The sequence below is a fragment of the Ensifer sp. GW821-FHT05G01 genome (genome assembly GCF_059419585.1).
Genome location: NZ_JBWKSC010000007.1, coordinates 1 through 16,577 on the forward strand (window position 1 = coordinate 1; position 16,577 = coordinate 16,577).

Annotated in this window: 10 protein-coding genes; 6 read left to right on the plus strand and 4 right to left on the minus strand. The window is 63.1% G+C overall.

The window, feature by feature from the left end; genetic code table 11:
* Nucleotides 1-1,049, plus strand: a 1,049-nt coding sequence (locus tag AC07UR_RS17705) for a calcium-binding protein (protein ID WP_494700051.1), incomplete at its 5' end; no start/stop codon positions are given.
* A gap of 46 nt (nucleotides 1,050-1,095) precedes the next feature.
* Complete coding sequence (locus AC07UR_RS17710) at nucleotides 1,096-2,421, plus strand: HlyD family type I secretion periplasmic adaptor subunit (RefSeq protein ID WP_494700052.1); 1,326 nt, start codon at nucleotides 1,096-1,098, stop codon at nucleotides 2,419-2,421.
* A gap of 34 nt (nucleotides 2,422-2,455) precedes the next feature.
* Here AC07UR_RS17710 and AC07UR_RS17715 read toward each other — a convergent pair whose 3' ends face one another.
* From AC07UR_RS17715 to AC07UR_RS17725, 3 genes are all read right to left on the minus strand, one after another.
* The gene (locus tag AC07UR_RS17715; RefSeq protein ID WP_494700053.1) at nucleotides 2,456-3,349 is read right to left on the minus strand and encodes a LysR family transcriptional regulator; all 894 of its coding nucleotides are present in this window, start codon (nucleotides 3,347-3,349) and stop codon (nucleotides 2,456-2,458) included.
* Nucleotides 3,350-3,418: 69 nt separating this feature from the next.
* Nucleotides 3,419-4,234, minus strand: coding sequence for an SDR family NAD(P)-dependent oxidoreductase (locus tag AC07UR_RS17720; RefSeq protein ID WP_173421163.1), 816 nt, complete (start codon nucleotides 4,232-4,234; stop codon nucleotides 3,419-3,421).
* A gap of 166 nt (nucleotides 4,235-4,400) precedes the next feature.
* Nucleotides 4,401-5,396 carry an alpha/beta hydrolase family protein gene (locus tag AC07UR_RS17725; protein WP_209788593.1) on the minus strand — a complete coding sequence of 332 codons (996 nt, stop codon included), beginning with the start codon at nucleotides 5,394-5,396 and terminating at the stop codon, nucleotides 4,401-4,403.
* Between the two features lie 129 nt (nucleotides 5,397-5,525).
* On the opposite strand from AC07UR_RS17725, the gene AC07UR_RS17730 reads away from it, so the two are divergent.
* Nucleotides 5,526-6,575, plus strand: coding sequence for a helix-turn-helix domain-containing protein (locus tag AC07UR_RS17730; RefSeq protein ID WP_209788596.1), 1,050 nt, complete (start codon nucleotides 5,526-5,528; stop codon nucleotides 6,573-6,575).
* Between the two features lie 30 nt (nucleotides 6,576-6,605).
* Here the strand turns inward: AC07UR_RS17730 and AC07UR_RS17735 are convergent, their stop codons facing one another.
* Nucleotides 6,606-7,838, minus strand: coding sequence for a benzoate/H(+) symporter BenE family transporter (locus AC07UR_RS17735; RefSeq protein ID WP_209788599.1), 1,233 nt, complete (start codon nucleotides 7,836-7,838; stop codon nucleotides 6,606-6,608).
* A gap of 112 nt (nucleotides 7,839-7,950) precedes the next feature.
* Here AC07UR_RS17735 and pdxR point away from each other — a divergent pair, with 112 nt between their 5' ends.
* From pdxR to AC07UR_RS17750, 3 genes are all read left to right on the plus strand, one after another.
* Complete coding sequence (gene pdxR, locus AC07UR_RS17740) at nucleotides 7,951-9,441, plus strand: MocR-like pyridoxine biosynthesis transcription factor PdxR (protein ID WP_209788602.1); 1,491 nt, start codon at nucleotides 7,951-7,953, stop codon at nucleotides 9,439-9,441.
* Nucleotides 9,442-9,874: 433 nt separating this feature from the next.
* Nucleotides 9,875-10,834, plus strand: coding sequence for an AraC-like ligand-binding domain-containing protein (locus AC07UR_RS17745; RefSeq protein ID WP_209788605.1), 960 nt, complete (start codon nucleotides 9,875-9,877; stop codon nucleotides 10,832-10,834).
* Nucleotides 10,835-11,017: 183 nt separating this feature from the next.
* Entirely contained in the window at nucleotides 11,018-16,555 is a 5,538-nt protein-coding gene (locus AC07UR_RS17750) for a putative Ig domain-containing protein (RefSeq protein ID WP_209788608.1), read from the plus strand.
* Nucleotides 16,556-16,577 lie beyond the last annotated feature (22 nt).

The window sequence follows — 16,577 nt, forward strand, 5'->3', positions numbered from 1 at the left end:
GCCGCGACGGCAACGACATGCTGGCCGGCGGAAACGGCGACGACACCGTCAAAGGCGGAAACGGAAACGACACCGTCATCGTCCAGGCCCGCGCCGATGACCACAGCGACGATGACGATGACAATGACGGCGACGACGATGATGGAGACGATGTCTATTGCGGTGGTGACGGCATCGATACACTCGACATGTCGAGCCTCATCCAGACGGTGCTTGCCGATATCGAGGCTGGCATCGCCGAAGGCGAGGAGATCGGCGAGGATCGCATCGAAGGTTTCGAAATCATCCTCGGCGGGCGGGGTGACGACAGGATTTCCGGCGGGCGCGGCGACGATCTGCTGGCCGGCGGCTGGGGCGATGACCGGCTGCGCGGCCGCGACGGCGACGACATCCTCGTCGGGGGGGCCGGGGACGACGAACTGGAGGGCGGCGACGGGAACGACACGTTCCTCGTCATCGTCGTCCCCGGCTCCGATGATGGCGACGACGAGATCGACGGAGACGATGGTCGCGACACCTACGACGCTTCGGCAGCGACCCGGGCCGTCGTGATCGACCTCGACCGTGGCACGGCTGAGGGTGTGGAGATCGGCTCGGACCTGTTGACCTCGGTCGAAGGCGCTGTCGGCGGCAAGGGCGACGATGTGCTCGTCGCCGGCAATGCCGTCAACTTCCTCGCCGGTGGCGACGGCGCCGACATCTTCGTCTTCCGCACGACCGCGGCGCTCGCCAATGACGGCAGCGGTCGCGACGAGATCCGCGACTTCCAGGTCGGCGATCGCGTCGACCTGTCGAAGATCGCCGAAGCCATCGGCGGGCTCGTCTTCGGCGGACTGCTGGAGGATGGGCAAGCACCGCCGGTGCACCAGATCACCTTCTATCACGAGGCCTTTGCCGACGGCGAGCGCACTGTCGTTCGCGCCGTCGTCGACCTCGAGCGCGACGAGGATCTGCAATTCCTGATCGCCGGCCACCACGAGCTGACCGAACAGGATTTTATCCTGGCAGCCATCGAAAGCCCGGCCGACCAGCCGAGAGACACCGTCTGAACGACCACAAAACTCAATTGTCACGCGTTATCGGGAGAAGAAGACCATGAACACCACGGACAACCCCGCAACCAACGGCGCCACAGCTGCCGGCAAGCCGGCCGAGAAGCCGCAGTTCGGCATCACCTCGCGCATCGCTGTGTCGGCGATCTTTGCCGCCACGCTGGTGTTCGGCGTCGGCGGCTGGGCGGCCCAGGCGAAGCTCTCGGGCGCCGTCATCACCCAGGGTCAGGTCGCCGTTTCCCAGCAGGTCAAGCTGATCCAGCACCGCGACGGCGGCATCGTCTCGGCCATCCCCGTCAAGAACGGCACCCATGTCAGGAAGGGCGACGTGCTGCTGCAGCTCGACGAGACCCAGACCCGGGTCGAGCTGTCGATCGTGCGCGGCCAGCTGCAGCAGTTCTACGCCATGCGCGCCCGGCTGACGGCCGAACGCGACGGCGACGCCACCGTCTCCTTCGGCGAACTCGATATTCCGGACGTGCTGAAAACCAGCGAAGTGAAGCTGTTCGAGGCCAATCGCCGGATGATCACCAGCCAGGAAGAGCAGATGCGGCTGCAGATCGGCCAGTTCGAGGAGCAGATCCGCGGGCTGAAGGCCCAGACCGGCTCCAGCGACAAGGAGAAAGAGATCGTCGAGAAGGAGATCTCCAAGCTCGAGACGCTTCTGAAGAGCGGCCTGGTGCCGGTCTCCGAGCATCGCGACCTGTTGCGCCAGATGGCCCGCATCGATGGTTCCAAGGGGGAACTGCTCGCCCGCATCGCCGAGGCGCTCGGCCAGATCAGCGAGCTGCGCATCAAGCTGATGTCGATCGACCAGAACAACCGCAAGGAAACGCAAGGGCAGATCGTCGGGCTCGAGGCCAAGATCGCCGAACTGACCGAACGGGCGGTGGCGGCAAAGGACCGGCTGTCGCGCATGGAAGTGCGTGCCCCCGTCGACGGTCTCGTCTACGACCTGCAGATCCACACCATCGGCGGCATCATCGCGCCCGGCGCCACCGCCATGTCGATCGTGCCCGAGGGCGAGGACCTGACGGTCGAGATCCGCATCCCGCCTGTCGATATCGACCGCATCGCGCCCGGCCAGAAGAGCCGCATGCGCTTTACCGTCTTCAACCAGCGAACGACACCCGAGCTTGACGGCCGCATCGACGTCATTGCCGCCGCCACCACGCTCGACCGCAACACCGGACAGCCGTTCTATCTCGCAACCGTCGAGATCACCGAACCGCTCGACAAGCTCGGCGGCCGCAAGCTCATGCCCGGAATGCCCGTCGAAGTGTTCGTCCAGACCGATGAGAGAACCGCGATCTCCTACCTCACAAAACCATTCTCCGACCAGATGCTCAGAGCCTTCCGCGAGGAATGACGGGAGATGATGAAGCGCCGGCGACGCCATCGGCTCAAGGATTAGCGGGATGAAGGCTCGATCGAAGGCCGGAGAATTCGGCGACGGTAAAATCGATCAGTTTTCTGATCCGGGCGATATTGCGCACGTCGCTGTGGACGCCGAGCTTGAGTGGCAGGGTCGGCGCCGATGTCCCCGTAACCAAGGCCCTTAGTCCGGGTCGACCGGCGGCTAGGAAAAAGGGAAGCGTGGCGACAGCCAACCCGGCCTCCACGACGCTCAGCTGCGAGCGTATCGAATTTGTCCGCAGGATCACCCGCGCGTCCGGAAGCAGCTCCCGGAGCCAGGCAGAAAGGGACACGCGCACCGGCGCTTCATCCAGTTCGACGACGGAATATGTGCAGCTGTTGTCAGCCGAAGGCTGCCCGAAACGGTCGACATAGCTGTCGGCTGCAAACAGCCCATAGCGGATATCCGCCACCTTGCGCTCGACGATATCGTTCTGGTCGAAGCTGCCGAACCGAAACGCGATGTCGGCATCCCGCCTGGACAGGTTGAAGCGCCTGCTGTCGTTGAGGAGATTGATCGTGATGCCCGGATGACAGGCCGCAAATCTCGCCAGCATGGGCGCAATGACATAGTCACCCAACCAGTCGAGACTGGTGACGGTAATGGCTCCCTGCAGATCGTCTTCCTGGGCGGCAAGACGCCGCTCCACCGCAAGAGCACCCGCCTCCATTTCGTCCAGCGCAGACAGAATGGAACGGCATGCCATCGTCGGCATCAATCCGTTCGGATGTCGCTCGAACAGCTTTTGCCCGCATTTGCCCTCGAACGCATCCAGGCGTCTGCTGAGTGTCGGCTGGCTCGTGCCCAGGCCGCGCGCCGCGGCACTTAAGGAACCGTAGCGCGCAAGGACTTGAACAAGATGCAGTTCTTCCCAGTCCATAGGATCACCTCTGTCCAGATCGACAGCGGCATAGAACGCCATCCACAGCCCGATGCAAGTGCAGAACAATCAATCCGCACCCTTGCCGAGCGGCTCACCCCGTCGGTAGTTCACAGAAAGCTTGGTGCCGGCGCTCATGCCACCGTCGATGGGAAGCACCGCCCCGGTGATGTAGCTTGCCTGCTCGCAGCAGAGCCAAAGCACGGCCGCGGCAACCTCCTCGACCGTTCCGAGCCGGCGCATCGGCGTCGAAAGGGCGGCTTGCTCCTGAGCCTTCGCACCGGCGGCTTCCAGATGATGGGTCAGGATCGGGCCAGGGGCGACGACGTTTATGCGGATGCCCTGATCGGCATAGTCGAGCGCCGCAGCTTTCGTAAGACCGATAATGCCGGCCTTTCCCGCGACATAGGCTGAAAGACCGGATGTCCCGTTCACGCCGGCGACCGAGGCCATGTTGACGATCGCGCCGCCGCCGTTGCGCACCATGGCCCTGATCTGGTGGCGCATGCCAATGAAGGTGCCACGAATGTTGGTTCGCAGGCCGCGATCGAAGGCCTCGACATCGAGATCGGCAAGCGGCGCTGGCATGCCGCCATCGGTCGCATTGTTGAAGGCAGCGTGCAGGTGTCCATAGCGCTGCAGGACGATGTCCAACGCGCGTGCCATCGCGCTCTCGTCACCGACATCCGCCTCTATCGCCAGCGCCTCCCCACCCTGCCAGCGGATCGAAAGGGCGACGTCATCGATCGCCTGTTTCGAGCGGGCGAGAAGCACGACCGCCGCACCTTCCGCCGCAAATGCCCTGGCAGTGGCGGCGCCAATGCCCCTGCTTGCGCCGGCAACCAGCGCGACCTTCCCGGAATATCTCTGCCCCACTGCATTCATCGACCGACCTCCGCTCTGAAACTGCTGTTGTGTCTAGCTTGCAGCGGCGATTGCGTCCTCCCGCAGCGGCGTATGCCTCCCATACGCAATGAGGCAGTCGACCCTGTCGTCGCCCATCGATACGGGCGCCTCGCCTCGCGCCACTCACATCCACCCAAGCATCCGCCTAGAGATTGGCCCTGAAGAAGGCGACCGCAGCAGCGTTCAGACGCGCATGAAATGCGGCGCGATCGAAGCCCGGCGGATCGGTGCAGATCTCGTGCAGCTCCGCGCGTTGGCTCCGGGTGCACGGCGCGAGGAAGGCGTAGTGCCCCGCACCGGGCTCGACATGGGAAACGGGCCTGACCGGCAATCCGTCGCGGACGATGGCGAAGTCCGGCTCAACCGGCACGATGTCGTCCAAGGCGGCCGCCCAGAGCGCCACGGGTTTGTGCACGTCGCTGAGGCCATCGGCCAGAAAGAGGGCCGGGATGGCCGGTGCGGCCACGAACGCCGCTTTCAGCCGTGCATCGTGAACGACATCAAGAGGTGCAGCGCCGAAGCTTCTGGCGAGATTGTCCACCCCACCGAATTCGCGACAGACCCATCGCTGCGGTGCGGCCGCGCATTGTTCGATGAGGCCGGAAAGCACCGGCTTTCCACCCATCCCGACCAGCGCCGTGAACCCGCCGATCGAGAACCCGAAAATGCCGACACGAACCGGATTGATCGCTCCGCGGTGCGGCCACGCCCGCAGCATATAGTCGATGATCAGCGAGACCTGACGGGGGCGTTCCGTCAGCTGGCTGCGGCTCGCGTAGTGGCGCATGTCGGCATAGTTGTCGCCGGGATGCGTCAGGGCCACCACGACGAAGCCGGCTTCGGCAAGCGCGAAGGCGGTATCGTGATGGCCATAGGCGCTGCCGCCCGTGCCGTGCGAGACAACCACCAACGGCAGTCCTTCGCCGGCGACGTGACCGTTGGGGGCGACGGACTGCTCGTAGTCTGCGAGCGGTTGCAATCGCGGCTCGTCATTCGTCGGATACCAGATCAACGCCTGTATAGGGCGATCGAGAGGGTCCGTGACTTCAACCTCCGCAAAGCCGACGCTCGCACAGGCCGCAGAGGAGACGAAAAGCGTGAACTGGAAAACAAGGATGAGAAACGGTCTGAACGAGATCATGGAGCTGGCCCGGTTGAAATGATGCGGACCAACCTGGCATGACGTTTTTGCAATTGAGACCAAGATCATGATCCAGGTCGTCTCCGATCGCGATCTGGTCAATAGTGTCGCCCAAACAGGACCGACCCGATGCTTTTCATTCCGCTGCCGTTTGTCGCCGCCCTTTTGCTGCTCATCCTTTTCGGACAGATGTGCCTTCGTGAGCAGGCTGCGAGCCGGCATTTCCGCATTCTGGTGCTGCTGCTCTGCCTGCTTGCGATCGTCATCGGCGTGCGTTGGGGCTATGGGATCGAACGCGTCTTGCCGGCCCAGGCCATCATTGCCTCAGCCGTCGGCCCCTTGGCGTGGGTCTGTTTCGCGGCCTTTGTCACCGAGCAGGGCAACAGACTCGCCCATCGTTTTTGGCCGTCGCTCCTGGTCGCGATCCTCACCGTTGCCCGGCCACAGTGGATCGACGTTATCCTCATCGCCATCTTCGCCTGGTATGCGGTCGCGCTCGGACGTCTGGCCTGGGCCGGAACCGACGCGCTCGATCTGGCGCGTTTCGACGATGCGCCCCTCGTCCATCGGTCGCTGCAGGTCATGGCCACGACGATGCTGCTTGCAGCCATCGCCGACAGTTTGATCGCGATGGATCTTCGCGTGTTCGACGGCTCACATGCCGCCATGATCGTCACCGCAGCAACGATCCCTCTCGTCATGCTGCTCGGGGCCGCGGCTGCGATCGCATCGCGAAACCCGTCCTCGCCTGCGCCCGAAGCGGTGCAGCCAACGCCTGCGTCTGACGACGACGCGCATATCGTGGCGCGCCTGAAGCCGTTATTGCAGACGCAAGGGCTCTACCGGGATCATGATATCAACCTCAGTCGGCTTGCGCGCAGGGCCGGCATTCCCACGCGCCAGCTGTCGAAAGCCGTCAACAGCGTTTGCGGCAAGAACCTGTCGCAATATGTCAACGATTTCCGGATCGCGGAGGCCTGCCGGCTCCTGGAAAGCGGCGACATCGCCATTACCACGATTGTCTACGACGTCGGCTTTCTGACGAAATCCAACTTCAACCGCGAGTTCAGGCGCGTGACCGGCATGAGCCCCACCGAGTGGCGGGCAAAGCGCACGCCTGGCCCCGCTCAAGCGGTCGGGGTCGAGAAAATGGTCAACGTTCCACATCCGACATCATGAGGACGGCCGGTACGACATCTGCCACGGATATCACTCTGCCGCCCTCTCGATGGCAACCAGTTTGCCACAGTCCCGACGCGGCAGGCGGCCGTTCAGCACGATGGAAGCGACAATACCGATCACGAGGCCCCAGAACGCGCCGCCGATCCCGAGCAGGCTGATGTTGGCGGCCGCAGCGAGGAAGGTAATCAGCGCTGCCTCGCGCGATTTCGGATCGGCCATTGCACCGGCGAGACTGCCGCCGATCGTGCCCAGCAGGGCAAGCCCGGCCAAGGTGGTGATGAACGTCGCCGGCGATGCCATGAAGACTGCCGCAAGTGTCACGCCGAACACGCCCACAAGAACGTAAGAGACGCCCGCCGCGATCCCCGCCACCCAACGCTTGCTCGGGTCTTCGTGCGCCTCCTTGCCGGTAGCGATCGCGGCGGTGATGGCCGCGATGTTGAAGGCGTGCGAGCCGAACGGCGCCATGACAAGCGAACCCAAGCCCGTCACCGTCAAGATCGGGCTGGCGCTGGTCTTGAAGCCATCGTTGCGCAGAACCAGCATGCCCGGCATGTATTGCCCGGTCAGGGTGATCAGAAACAGCGGCAGCGCCACGCTCAGAAGCGCATTCAGCGAGAATTGCGGCATGGTGAAAACCGGCGCGGCCAGCTTCAACTGCAGCCCGGAAAGATCGATACGGCCCTGCATGGCCAGGAACACGAGACCGAGCACCAGTATGCCGACCACGGCATAGCGTGCGGTAAAGCGTTTCAACAGGACATAGGCAACGATCAGAAGCCCGACCAGCAGCGGATCGACCGTCGCGCCGCCAAAAGCTCCGATGCCGAACTGCAGCAATATTCCCGCGAGCAGCCCCGCGGCGATGCCGGGCGGGATCAGCTTGATGACCCTGTCGAAACAGCCCGACAGCCCCAATGCGACGAAGGCAGCTGCCGAGATCAGATAGGCGCCCACCGCTTCGGCATAGGGCGTGGTCGCAAGAGCCGTCACGAGGAATGCCGCAGCCGGGGTCGACCAGGCCGTGATGATCGGCTCGCGATAGCGCCAGCTCAGAAACAGTCCGGTCAGGCCCACCCCGATGGAAACAGACCACACCCACGATGCGGTCAGTTCCGGGCTCAGACCCGCGACCTTTGCGGCCTGGAAGACCAGAATGAAGGTTCCGCCATAGTTGACGATGACGGAGATCAATCCGGCGACGATGGGATGCGTGAGGTCGCCCAAACGGAAGGGCGATGGTGGCGAGGTATGCGACATGATCCGGTGGAATCTCCTGAAAGTCTCTGGCGCCGGGCCAGGATGCGGCTTGACTTTTAGTTGATAAATGGACTGATTATCCCATCCATTTATCAGTCGACGGCCAGACCATTTGTTCAAGCATTCCCAATTGGAAACCGTGCAGGCTTGGCTCGTCCATCCGGCGTATGCAGCGCTGCCGCTCCACGCTCGGATTCAGCGAGCAGTCCGGCAACTCATCGTCGATGGTGCGCTTGGCCCCGGCAGGCCGCTGCCAGCGTCGCGTGCACTCGCCAGGTCGCTCGGTGTCTCCCGCGACACCGTCGAGGCCGCCTATTGCCAACTCCATGCCGAGGGCTTTATCGACCGACGGGTGGGCAGCGGCAGTTTCGTCGCCGAGGTGAAGGCATTCTCCGCGGCCCAAAAAGTTCCGCCACGAGATGCGCTCCAGCGCCACAAGGAGCCAAGCCTCAGCAAACGCGGTGCCGCCATGTCCCGCAGCGGCGGCGTCCGCGAACAACTTGTACCGCGGCCATTCGCACCGGGTGTGCCGGAGACGCGCAGCTTTCCGCTTTCGCTGTGGGAACGTCTGGAGCGCCAGGTCCTGAAGGAAACGGGCACACAGGCTCTCCTTCATGGAGATCCACAAGGCGCAGAACCGCTTCGACGCGCGATTGCCGACTATGTCAACCTGGAACGGGGTGCGCACGCCAGCGCCGACCGTGTGCTGGTTCTCACGAGTTCACAACAGGCAATGGCACTTTGCGCCAATATGCTGCTCGATCCCGGTGACCGCATCTTCATCGAAGATCCGGTATACTACGGCGCGCGCAAGGCATTCGACGCTGCCGGCCTCGAATGTGTTCCAATTCCCGTGGACCATCAGGGCATCACGGTCGAACGGATCCTGAGCCAGCCTCACAAGGCCAAGGCCGTTTTCCTGACGCCTTCGCATCAGTTTCCGACCGGCGCGACGCTTGCGCTCGATCGACGACTTTCCCTGATCGAATGGGCAGGGAAGCACCAGACCTGGATCATCGAGGACGACTACGACAGCGAATTCCACTATGCCGGAAAACCAACAGCCTGCATGCAGGGCCTCGACCCTCACGACCGGACCATTTACATCGGCACCTTCACCAAATCGCTCTTTCCCGGGCTGCGGATCGCTTATGTCGTGCTGCCTCCGCAATTGGTCAAACCGATGACCGTTGCACGGACATTGCTTGACGGCCATACGGCTTCGATTGCGCAACTGACACTCGCCCGGTTCATGGATGGCGGGCATTTCGGCGCTTACGTTCGCACCATGCGCGGCGTCTACTGCGAACGTCTCGATGCTCTTGTCGGCCTCGTGCGGACCCACCTTTCGGCGTTCGTAGAGCCACGGATTCCGATCGGCGGTCTTCAGATGCCCTGCGTGCTGACCTGCGGCTTACCAGAGTGCACCGCGATCGACGCGGCGCGGCGCGTTGGCGTCGAGCTGCTGGGCCTGTCGGCACTTCACGCATCCGGCGCTGGCGAGGCCGGATTCCTGATGGGATTCGCCGCCTATACGCCGATCGAGCTTGACGTCGCAGTCAGAAAGCTTGCAGGCGCTCTTAAGGCCGCGACAAACCCATAGGGCCTTTCCTGGAAAAGTGCGGAGCGGTTTTCCGTCAAAAGCAGTACGGCGAAACCGACAAACAGAGCTGAAATGTGCCGCAACGGCATACGGCCGCAGTCTGCCTTTATCCACTCGAAGCTTGTCGCTTCGAAATTTTTTCTCCTTGCGGCTGAAATGATCTCGCAAGAATATCCAGCTATCTCTAGTGTTTAGCTTGCGGCAAACGAGAGTCGCGACGTGAACGGATGTATTCAGGAGTTGTGGCGGACATGCTCGGGTAAGCCAATTGCCAGTTGTCAACTTATGACCATCAGTGCAGCGCAAAGAACGAAGTTTTCCGACCATGTCATTTGATGCCACGTCAGGCTTGGACTCCTCGCCTATCGATCACTTCGGATTGCCGCGCTCTCGATTCGACACGACAGCCATGCGGCAGCAAGATGCCCATTTGATGTGGCGCGAGTCGATCGGCGTTCTTTTCGACACACGCCTTCGTGGTCCGTCCGACGAGCCTTTCTTCGCCAGCGTCGATGCGGCCCTGATCGGAGGTGTCGGGGTCGCGCGCACTCGATCGAGTGGTCAGGACTTCGATCGTTCCCGCTACAAGATCGCCCGGGACGGCATGGACGGGTATCTCGTGCAGTTCTATCTCAATGGTCAAAGCGGCAGCCGCGGCGGCTCCGACAGCATTGCCCGCCCCGGTGACCTCTACGTGATCGATATGGCGCAGCCGCTCGCCACGTCCACAATCGATCATGAGCATCTCAGCCTGGTCATTCCGCGCCAGATGCTGGCCCCCCGTCTGAAGCGCCCGGACGACAATCATGAATTGGTCCTACCGGCGGGCATGCCGCTCGTTTCGCTGTTGAGGGACACGCTCGGCAGCCTGCACAGGCAACTGGATCATATCTCCATCGGCGACGCGGAAGCGGTCCTGTCTCCGCTGCTGGATCTTGCCGGCGCCGCGATCAACAGCCAGACGAGCGAGGGCAATGCAGCGAGCGTCGGCCATGCGCTGTCGATCGCGGTCAGGCGCTACATAACCGACCACTTGCTCGAACCCGATCTAACCGTGGAGCGTGTCATGGCCGCATTCGGTCTGTCGCGCCGAACGGTCTATCGGCTTCTGGAACTGGTTGGGGGGTTTTCGGTTTTCCTGGCGCAGCAGCGCCTGCGGCGTGCCTTCATCAACCTTCGAGCGCCGGAGTACAGGCACGTGGCGATTGCAGACCTCGCCTCAGCACACGGCTTTACCAACGCGGCAAATTTCAGCCGTGCTTTTCGTCGGGAATTCGGCATGTCGCCGCGGGAGCTGCGGCATCTTTCGGCGCATCATCCCACCCTGCTAAAATCCGCGCCTGGTCTGTCGGCGACCGACTGGTCGCAATGGATCGGCTTGATCGGGCGATAGGGACCTGCACTGCAAGCGGTAGGTGCGGCGTCGAGACCGCCGATTTGGCGGTAAATGCCGGGTCATTGGCACGGGGTGCGCATTTCCACACCTGACCGCCTCCACCAATTGAAGACGGCACTTTCTCCGAGCTAACACGAAGCGCGCCTGCCATGGCGCGGTTTTTGTTGAGAGAAATCCGTCATGACAAGCTACCTATCGGCCACCGCCGCACGTTCCCGCAGCCCGGCCGTTCGTAGGGCAAGCGGCGGCAGCACCTCGGCGATGCTGTCTGACGACATCGTCGAACGAGTGTGCGTCGCCACGCCGGTGGAGGCGTTGCCGAAGGCTGAAAGGTTGCGCCGGTTCTGGCGCAATCAGATCCGGCTGATGACGGCCCTGATCTTCCTCCTTTCCAGCCTCGTGGCCGTGGCGGGAGAAGCGTTCGCTGCGTCGAAAGGGTGTGAGGATATCGTTGCCGACCTGAACGGGAAGGACGTCCTAGCTCTCTCGAAGACCTACCCCAAGAGTGATTTTCTAACGACGGACCGGCTTCATATCGATTTGATCCGCAATCCATCCTACTGGGACAGCGCGTACTTCACCGCGATCTCTGAAACTGGCGTCGAATACTTCATGACCAGTTATGAAGCCGGTGTTGTAACTGGCAATGAATCCGCATCGATTTCCGGGCAAAACCTCGTTGACGGTGGAATCTATGTCGAATTCATAAACCAAAGCCCGACAACCGTTCCTTGGCGTATGGACGTCGTCTGCGTCACGAAAAGCAACCCGTTAGACGCCGCACTTTCCGGTCTCGCCCTGTCGAGCGGCAACCTCGAGCCGGCCTTCGACACCAATACCCTGACCTATACGGCCACGGTGGCCAACGGCGTTTCCACCCTCGGCGTGACACCGTCAACGCCCGGAACCACCGCGACGGTGAAGATCAACGGGGTCAGCGCCGTATCGGGCACATCGACCGCCGTGCCACTCAATGTTGGCGACAACACACTCACCATTGCCGTGACGACCGAGGACCGCACGGTCACGCGGACCTATCGGGTGGTCGTCACGCGCAGCGCACCTCCCACGATCACCGGCGTCACGCCGTCGATTGGAAGCAGTGCCGGTGGACAATCCGTGACCATCACCGGCACCAACTTCATCGGTGTGAGTGCCGTTGCATTCGGCGGCGTTCCCGCCACCACGTTCACCGTCGATAGTGCCACCCGGATTACCGCCACTGCGCCGGCACGAGCGGCCGGCCCGGCCGATGTGACCGTGACGACCGTGGGCAACAGTTCCGTGACGCGCGCAAACGGCTATACCTATGTCGCCGCGCCGGTTGTCACTGCCGTCAAACCGCTCAACACGCCCGCACGAACCTACGCGATCGGCGCCACGCTGCTGTTCGACGTGGAGTTCGATCAGCACATCGCTAGCAACGGGGGGCCGTACCTGAAGGCTGTCTTTGGGGCTGTCGAGCGGCGGATCAACCTCATCGGCGCCGTCTTTAACACCATGACGTTTTCCTACACTGTTGCCGAAAACGACCTCGACGAAGACGGAATCGCAATCTCGTCAATGGCGCGCGGGGGGGCAACGATCACGGACTACAACCGCCTAGTGGATGCAGATATCACACTGCGCAACATTGCCGATACATCAGGCATCAGGATCGACGGCGTCCGGCCCACGGTAACGTCAATCAAGCCCACCGCGACAGCCGCCACCTTCGACGTCACGTTTTCCGAACCGGTCACGGCCGTGGACATCGGCAAGTTCACCCTGGCGAAAACAGGAACCGCGCAAGGCACGATCGACAGTGTGTCGGGATCGGGATCGACCTATCAGGTGCAGATCGCGAATGTTTCGGGGGACGGCACCTTGGCTCTCAGCCTGTCCACCGGCACAGGCATCAAGGATAGCGCCGGCAACGAGATGACCAAGGCGTTCACCGGCGGTATGCCCATGATCGTCGCGCCGCCCTCGAGCGACGCCAACCTCTCGGGCATCGGCGTTTCGAGCGGCACGCTTGCCCCGACCTTCGACGCCGCCACCACCAGCTATACTGTCTCGGTGGGCAATAGCGTTGCCACCATCGCCGTTACTCCGGCCAGCGCACATCCCAGCGCCGTCGTCTCGGTCAACGGAACCGTCATCGCGGCGCCGGGCAGCCTTCCCGTCAACCTCCAGGTCGGCGACAACGCCGTAAGCATCGTGGTGACGGCGCAGGACACCGTTACCACGAAGACCTATGACATCGTCGTCAATCGCGCGGGCGCAGCCCCTGATGCGCCGACCGCCGTCAGCGCTGCGTCGGGTGACGGCGAGGCGACGGTCAGCTTCACCGCCCCTGTGAATGCAGGCACCACACCGATCAGCAGCTATACTGTGACGGCTGATCCGGGCGGTGCCGCGGCAACCGGCGGATCAAGTCCCATCACCGTGAAGGGCCTTACCAACGGCACGGCCTACACCTTCAAAGTCACGGCCACCAACAGCATCGGCCCCGGTCCGGCCTCCGATGCGTCCAGTTCGGTCACACCAAAGCCTGCGCCGATCGCCAACGCTGTGAGTGCGACGGTTGCAGCGAACTCCACGGCCAATCCAATAACGCTCAGCCTCAGTGGCGGTGCGGCGGACACGCTTGCCATCGGCACCCAACCGACGCACGGTACATCTTCGGTGTCGGGACTCGCGATCACCTACACCCCGACGCCGGGGTACTCCGGTTCCGACAGCTTCACCTACACCGCTACCAACGCGACCGGCACGTCCGCCGCCGCGATCGTGACGATCACCGTTTCTGCGCCGACCCTGGCCTTCTCTCCGCCCGCTGGCGCACTGGCGGGCGGAACGGCTGCGACCCCATACAGCGGCATTGCCGTCGCTGCATCAGCCGGCACCGCGCCCTACATCTATGCCGTCAACGGCACGCTGCCGGACGGGCTGACACTCGATCCTGCGTCCGGTCTCATCTCGGGAACGCCGACAACGGCCGGAGACTACAATTTCACCATCACGGCCACCGATGCCAACAATGCCACGGGGACGGCGGCCTACTCGATCGCGATTGCGGTCGAGGCACCGACCGCCGGCGATGTGAGCGCAACGGTCGCGGCAAACTCCATGGCGAACCCGGTCACGCTCAATCTCGGCGGCGGGATCGCAGATACGCTCGCGATCGGGACGCAGCCGACGCACGGCACCGCTTCGGTGTCTGGGCTTGCGATCACTTACTCACCGACGCCTGGATACTCCGGTTCCGACAGTTTCACCTACACCGCCACCAACGCGACTGGCACGTCGACAGCCGCGACCGTGACGATCACCGTCACGGCACCCACTCTCAGCTTTTCGCCTGCAGCCGGCACGTTGACCGGAGGTATCGTCGGGACGGTATATGACCGGGTCACCATCGCCGCGTCGGCCGGCACCGCGCCCTATCGCTATGCCGTGGCTTCAGGCGCACTGCCTGCAGGCCTCGCGCTCGATGGCACCAACGGTCGCATCTCGGGAACGCCGACGACGGCCGGAACCGCCAATTTCACCGTGACGGCAACCGACGCCAACAATGCAACGGGAACCGCAAGCTACTCGATCGCCATCGTCATCCAGGCACCGACAGCCAACAATGTGCGTGCAACCGTCGCAGCAAACTCCGCGGCTAACCCGATCACGCTCGATCTGAGCGGCGGCGCAGCGAATACGGTTTCGGTCGAAACCCAGCCGGCGCACGGCACCGCCGCGGTGTCCGGACTGGCGATCACCTATACCCCGACACCGGGCTATTCCGGTTCCGACAGCTTCACCTATGTGGCCACCAACGTCACCGGCACCTCGCCTGCCGCGACGGTGTCGATCACAGTGACAGCACCGACGCTCACCTTCTCGCCACCGGCTGGCGCGCTGGCGACTGGAACCGCCGGAGCCGCCTATAGCGGCGGCGCCGTCACCGCCTCGGCCGGAACCGCGCCTTATCGTTATGCCGTCACATCGGGCCAGCTTCCTGCGGGGCTCGCACTCGATAGCGCCACCGGCGCGATCGGCGGCATCCCGACCCGAGCCGGAAACCACGATTTCACCGTGACGGCAACCGATGCCAACAACGCTGAGGGAACCGCACGCTATTCGATCGCGATTGCAGCCGCCCCAGTCGATTTCAGCTTCGAGCCACCCGCTGGAACGCTCACGGACGCCATGGCCGGCGAGGACTACAGCCAGCCGATTGCCGCCAAAGGCGGAACCGGGCCAATGCTCTATCGCCTGGCATCCGGCGCTTTGCCCAAAGGCATGGTCCTCAACGTCTCAACGGGTGAACTGACCGGCCCGCTGGCCGCGGACGCCGGAGGCAGTTACACCTTCGCGATCGAGGTTCGCGACAACAACGGCGCAACGGGAACGGCGAGCTATTCCGTGAAGGTCCAGGCCCGCGCGATCACCGTCACCGACAAGGTGGTCGATGTCCCGGCCGGATCGGCACCGCCGGATGTCTATCTCAATCGCGGCGCCACCGGCGGTCCGTTCATCGCGGCCGAGGCGACCTTTGTCGAGCCGGCCCAGGCCGGAACGGCGTCCATCATCCAGGGCGAGCTGGCACAGGTTGGTCCGGCCGCCGCTCCGGTTGGCTGGTATCTGAAGTTCACGCCCAACAACGCCTATTCCGGCCGGGTGCGCATCGGCTTCCGTATGGTCAGTGCGCTCGGCACCTCCAACACCGGGACCGTGACGTACAATCTCGCCTTCGATACCTCCGGGCACGCCGCGGAGATCGACGCACTCGTGCGCGACTTCGTGCGGACGCGGCAGAACCTGATCGCCTCGACCATCAAGGTGCCGGGCCTGATCGACCGGCGCCGGATGGCCGCGGGATCAGACACGGTCACCACCCGTATGACACCTTCAACCGATGGCGTTACACTTGGCTTTTCCACAAGCCTTGCCCAGATCGAGGCGGCGCGCGACAGGGCCGATGGCGTTGACCAGGCCGAAGCCTCGCCATTCAACATCTGGCTCGACAGCACGTTCCTGATGCACCGTCGCAAGGACGACGACGACAAGTGGGGCAACTTCGGCATGGTCTCGCTTGGCGCAGACTATCTGCTGTCGGAGAAAGCACTGCTCGGCCTGTCCTTCCACTATGACCGCATGACCGACCCGACCGACGAGGATGCAAAGCTTTCGGGCAATGGCTGGCTGGCCGGTCCCTATGCCTCCTTCGAACTCGGCAAGGGCATCTTCTGGGATTCGAGCCTGCTCTATGGCGGCTCGTCCAACACCATCGACATGAATGCCTGGGACGGCACATTCGACACGCGCCGCCTGCTCATGGACACTTCGGTCAAGGGGCAATGGCAGCTGGACGATGCAACCGTGTTTACGCCGGCGCTGAGAGCCGTCTATTTCTCCGAAACGGTTGACGACTATAGGGTGAAGAACGGCGCCGGCGACATCGTCGACCTCAAGGGCTTCACCGAAGAGCAATTGCGGGTCAGCCTGAGGGCGGAGATTGCCCGGCAGTTCAGCCTCGAGAACGACATGGCGCTGACGCCCAAGCTCGCCGGTACGATCGGCTATTCCGGGCTTGATGGCGCGGGTCTGTTCGGCTCGCTCTCGGCCGCGCTATCGCTGCAAACTGTAGAGAGCTGGTCAATCGACACCGGATTACTGTTCAATATCGAAGGCGACGGCGAGACATCTGCCGGCGCAAAGGTTGGCATAAGCGGGCGGTTCTGACCCCGGGCGACCGGGGAAAAGA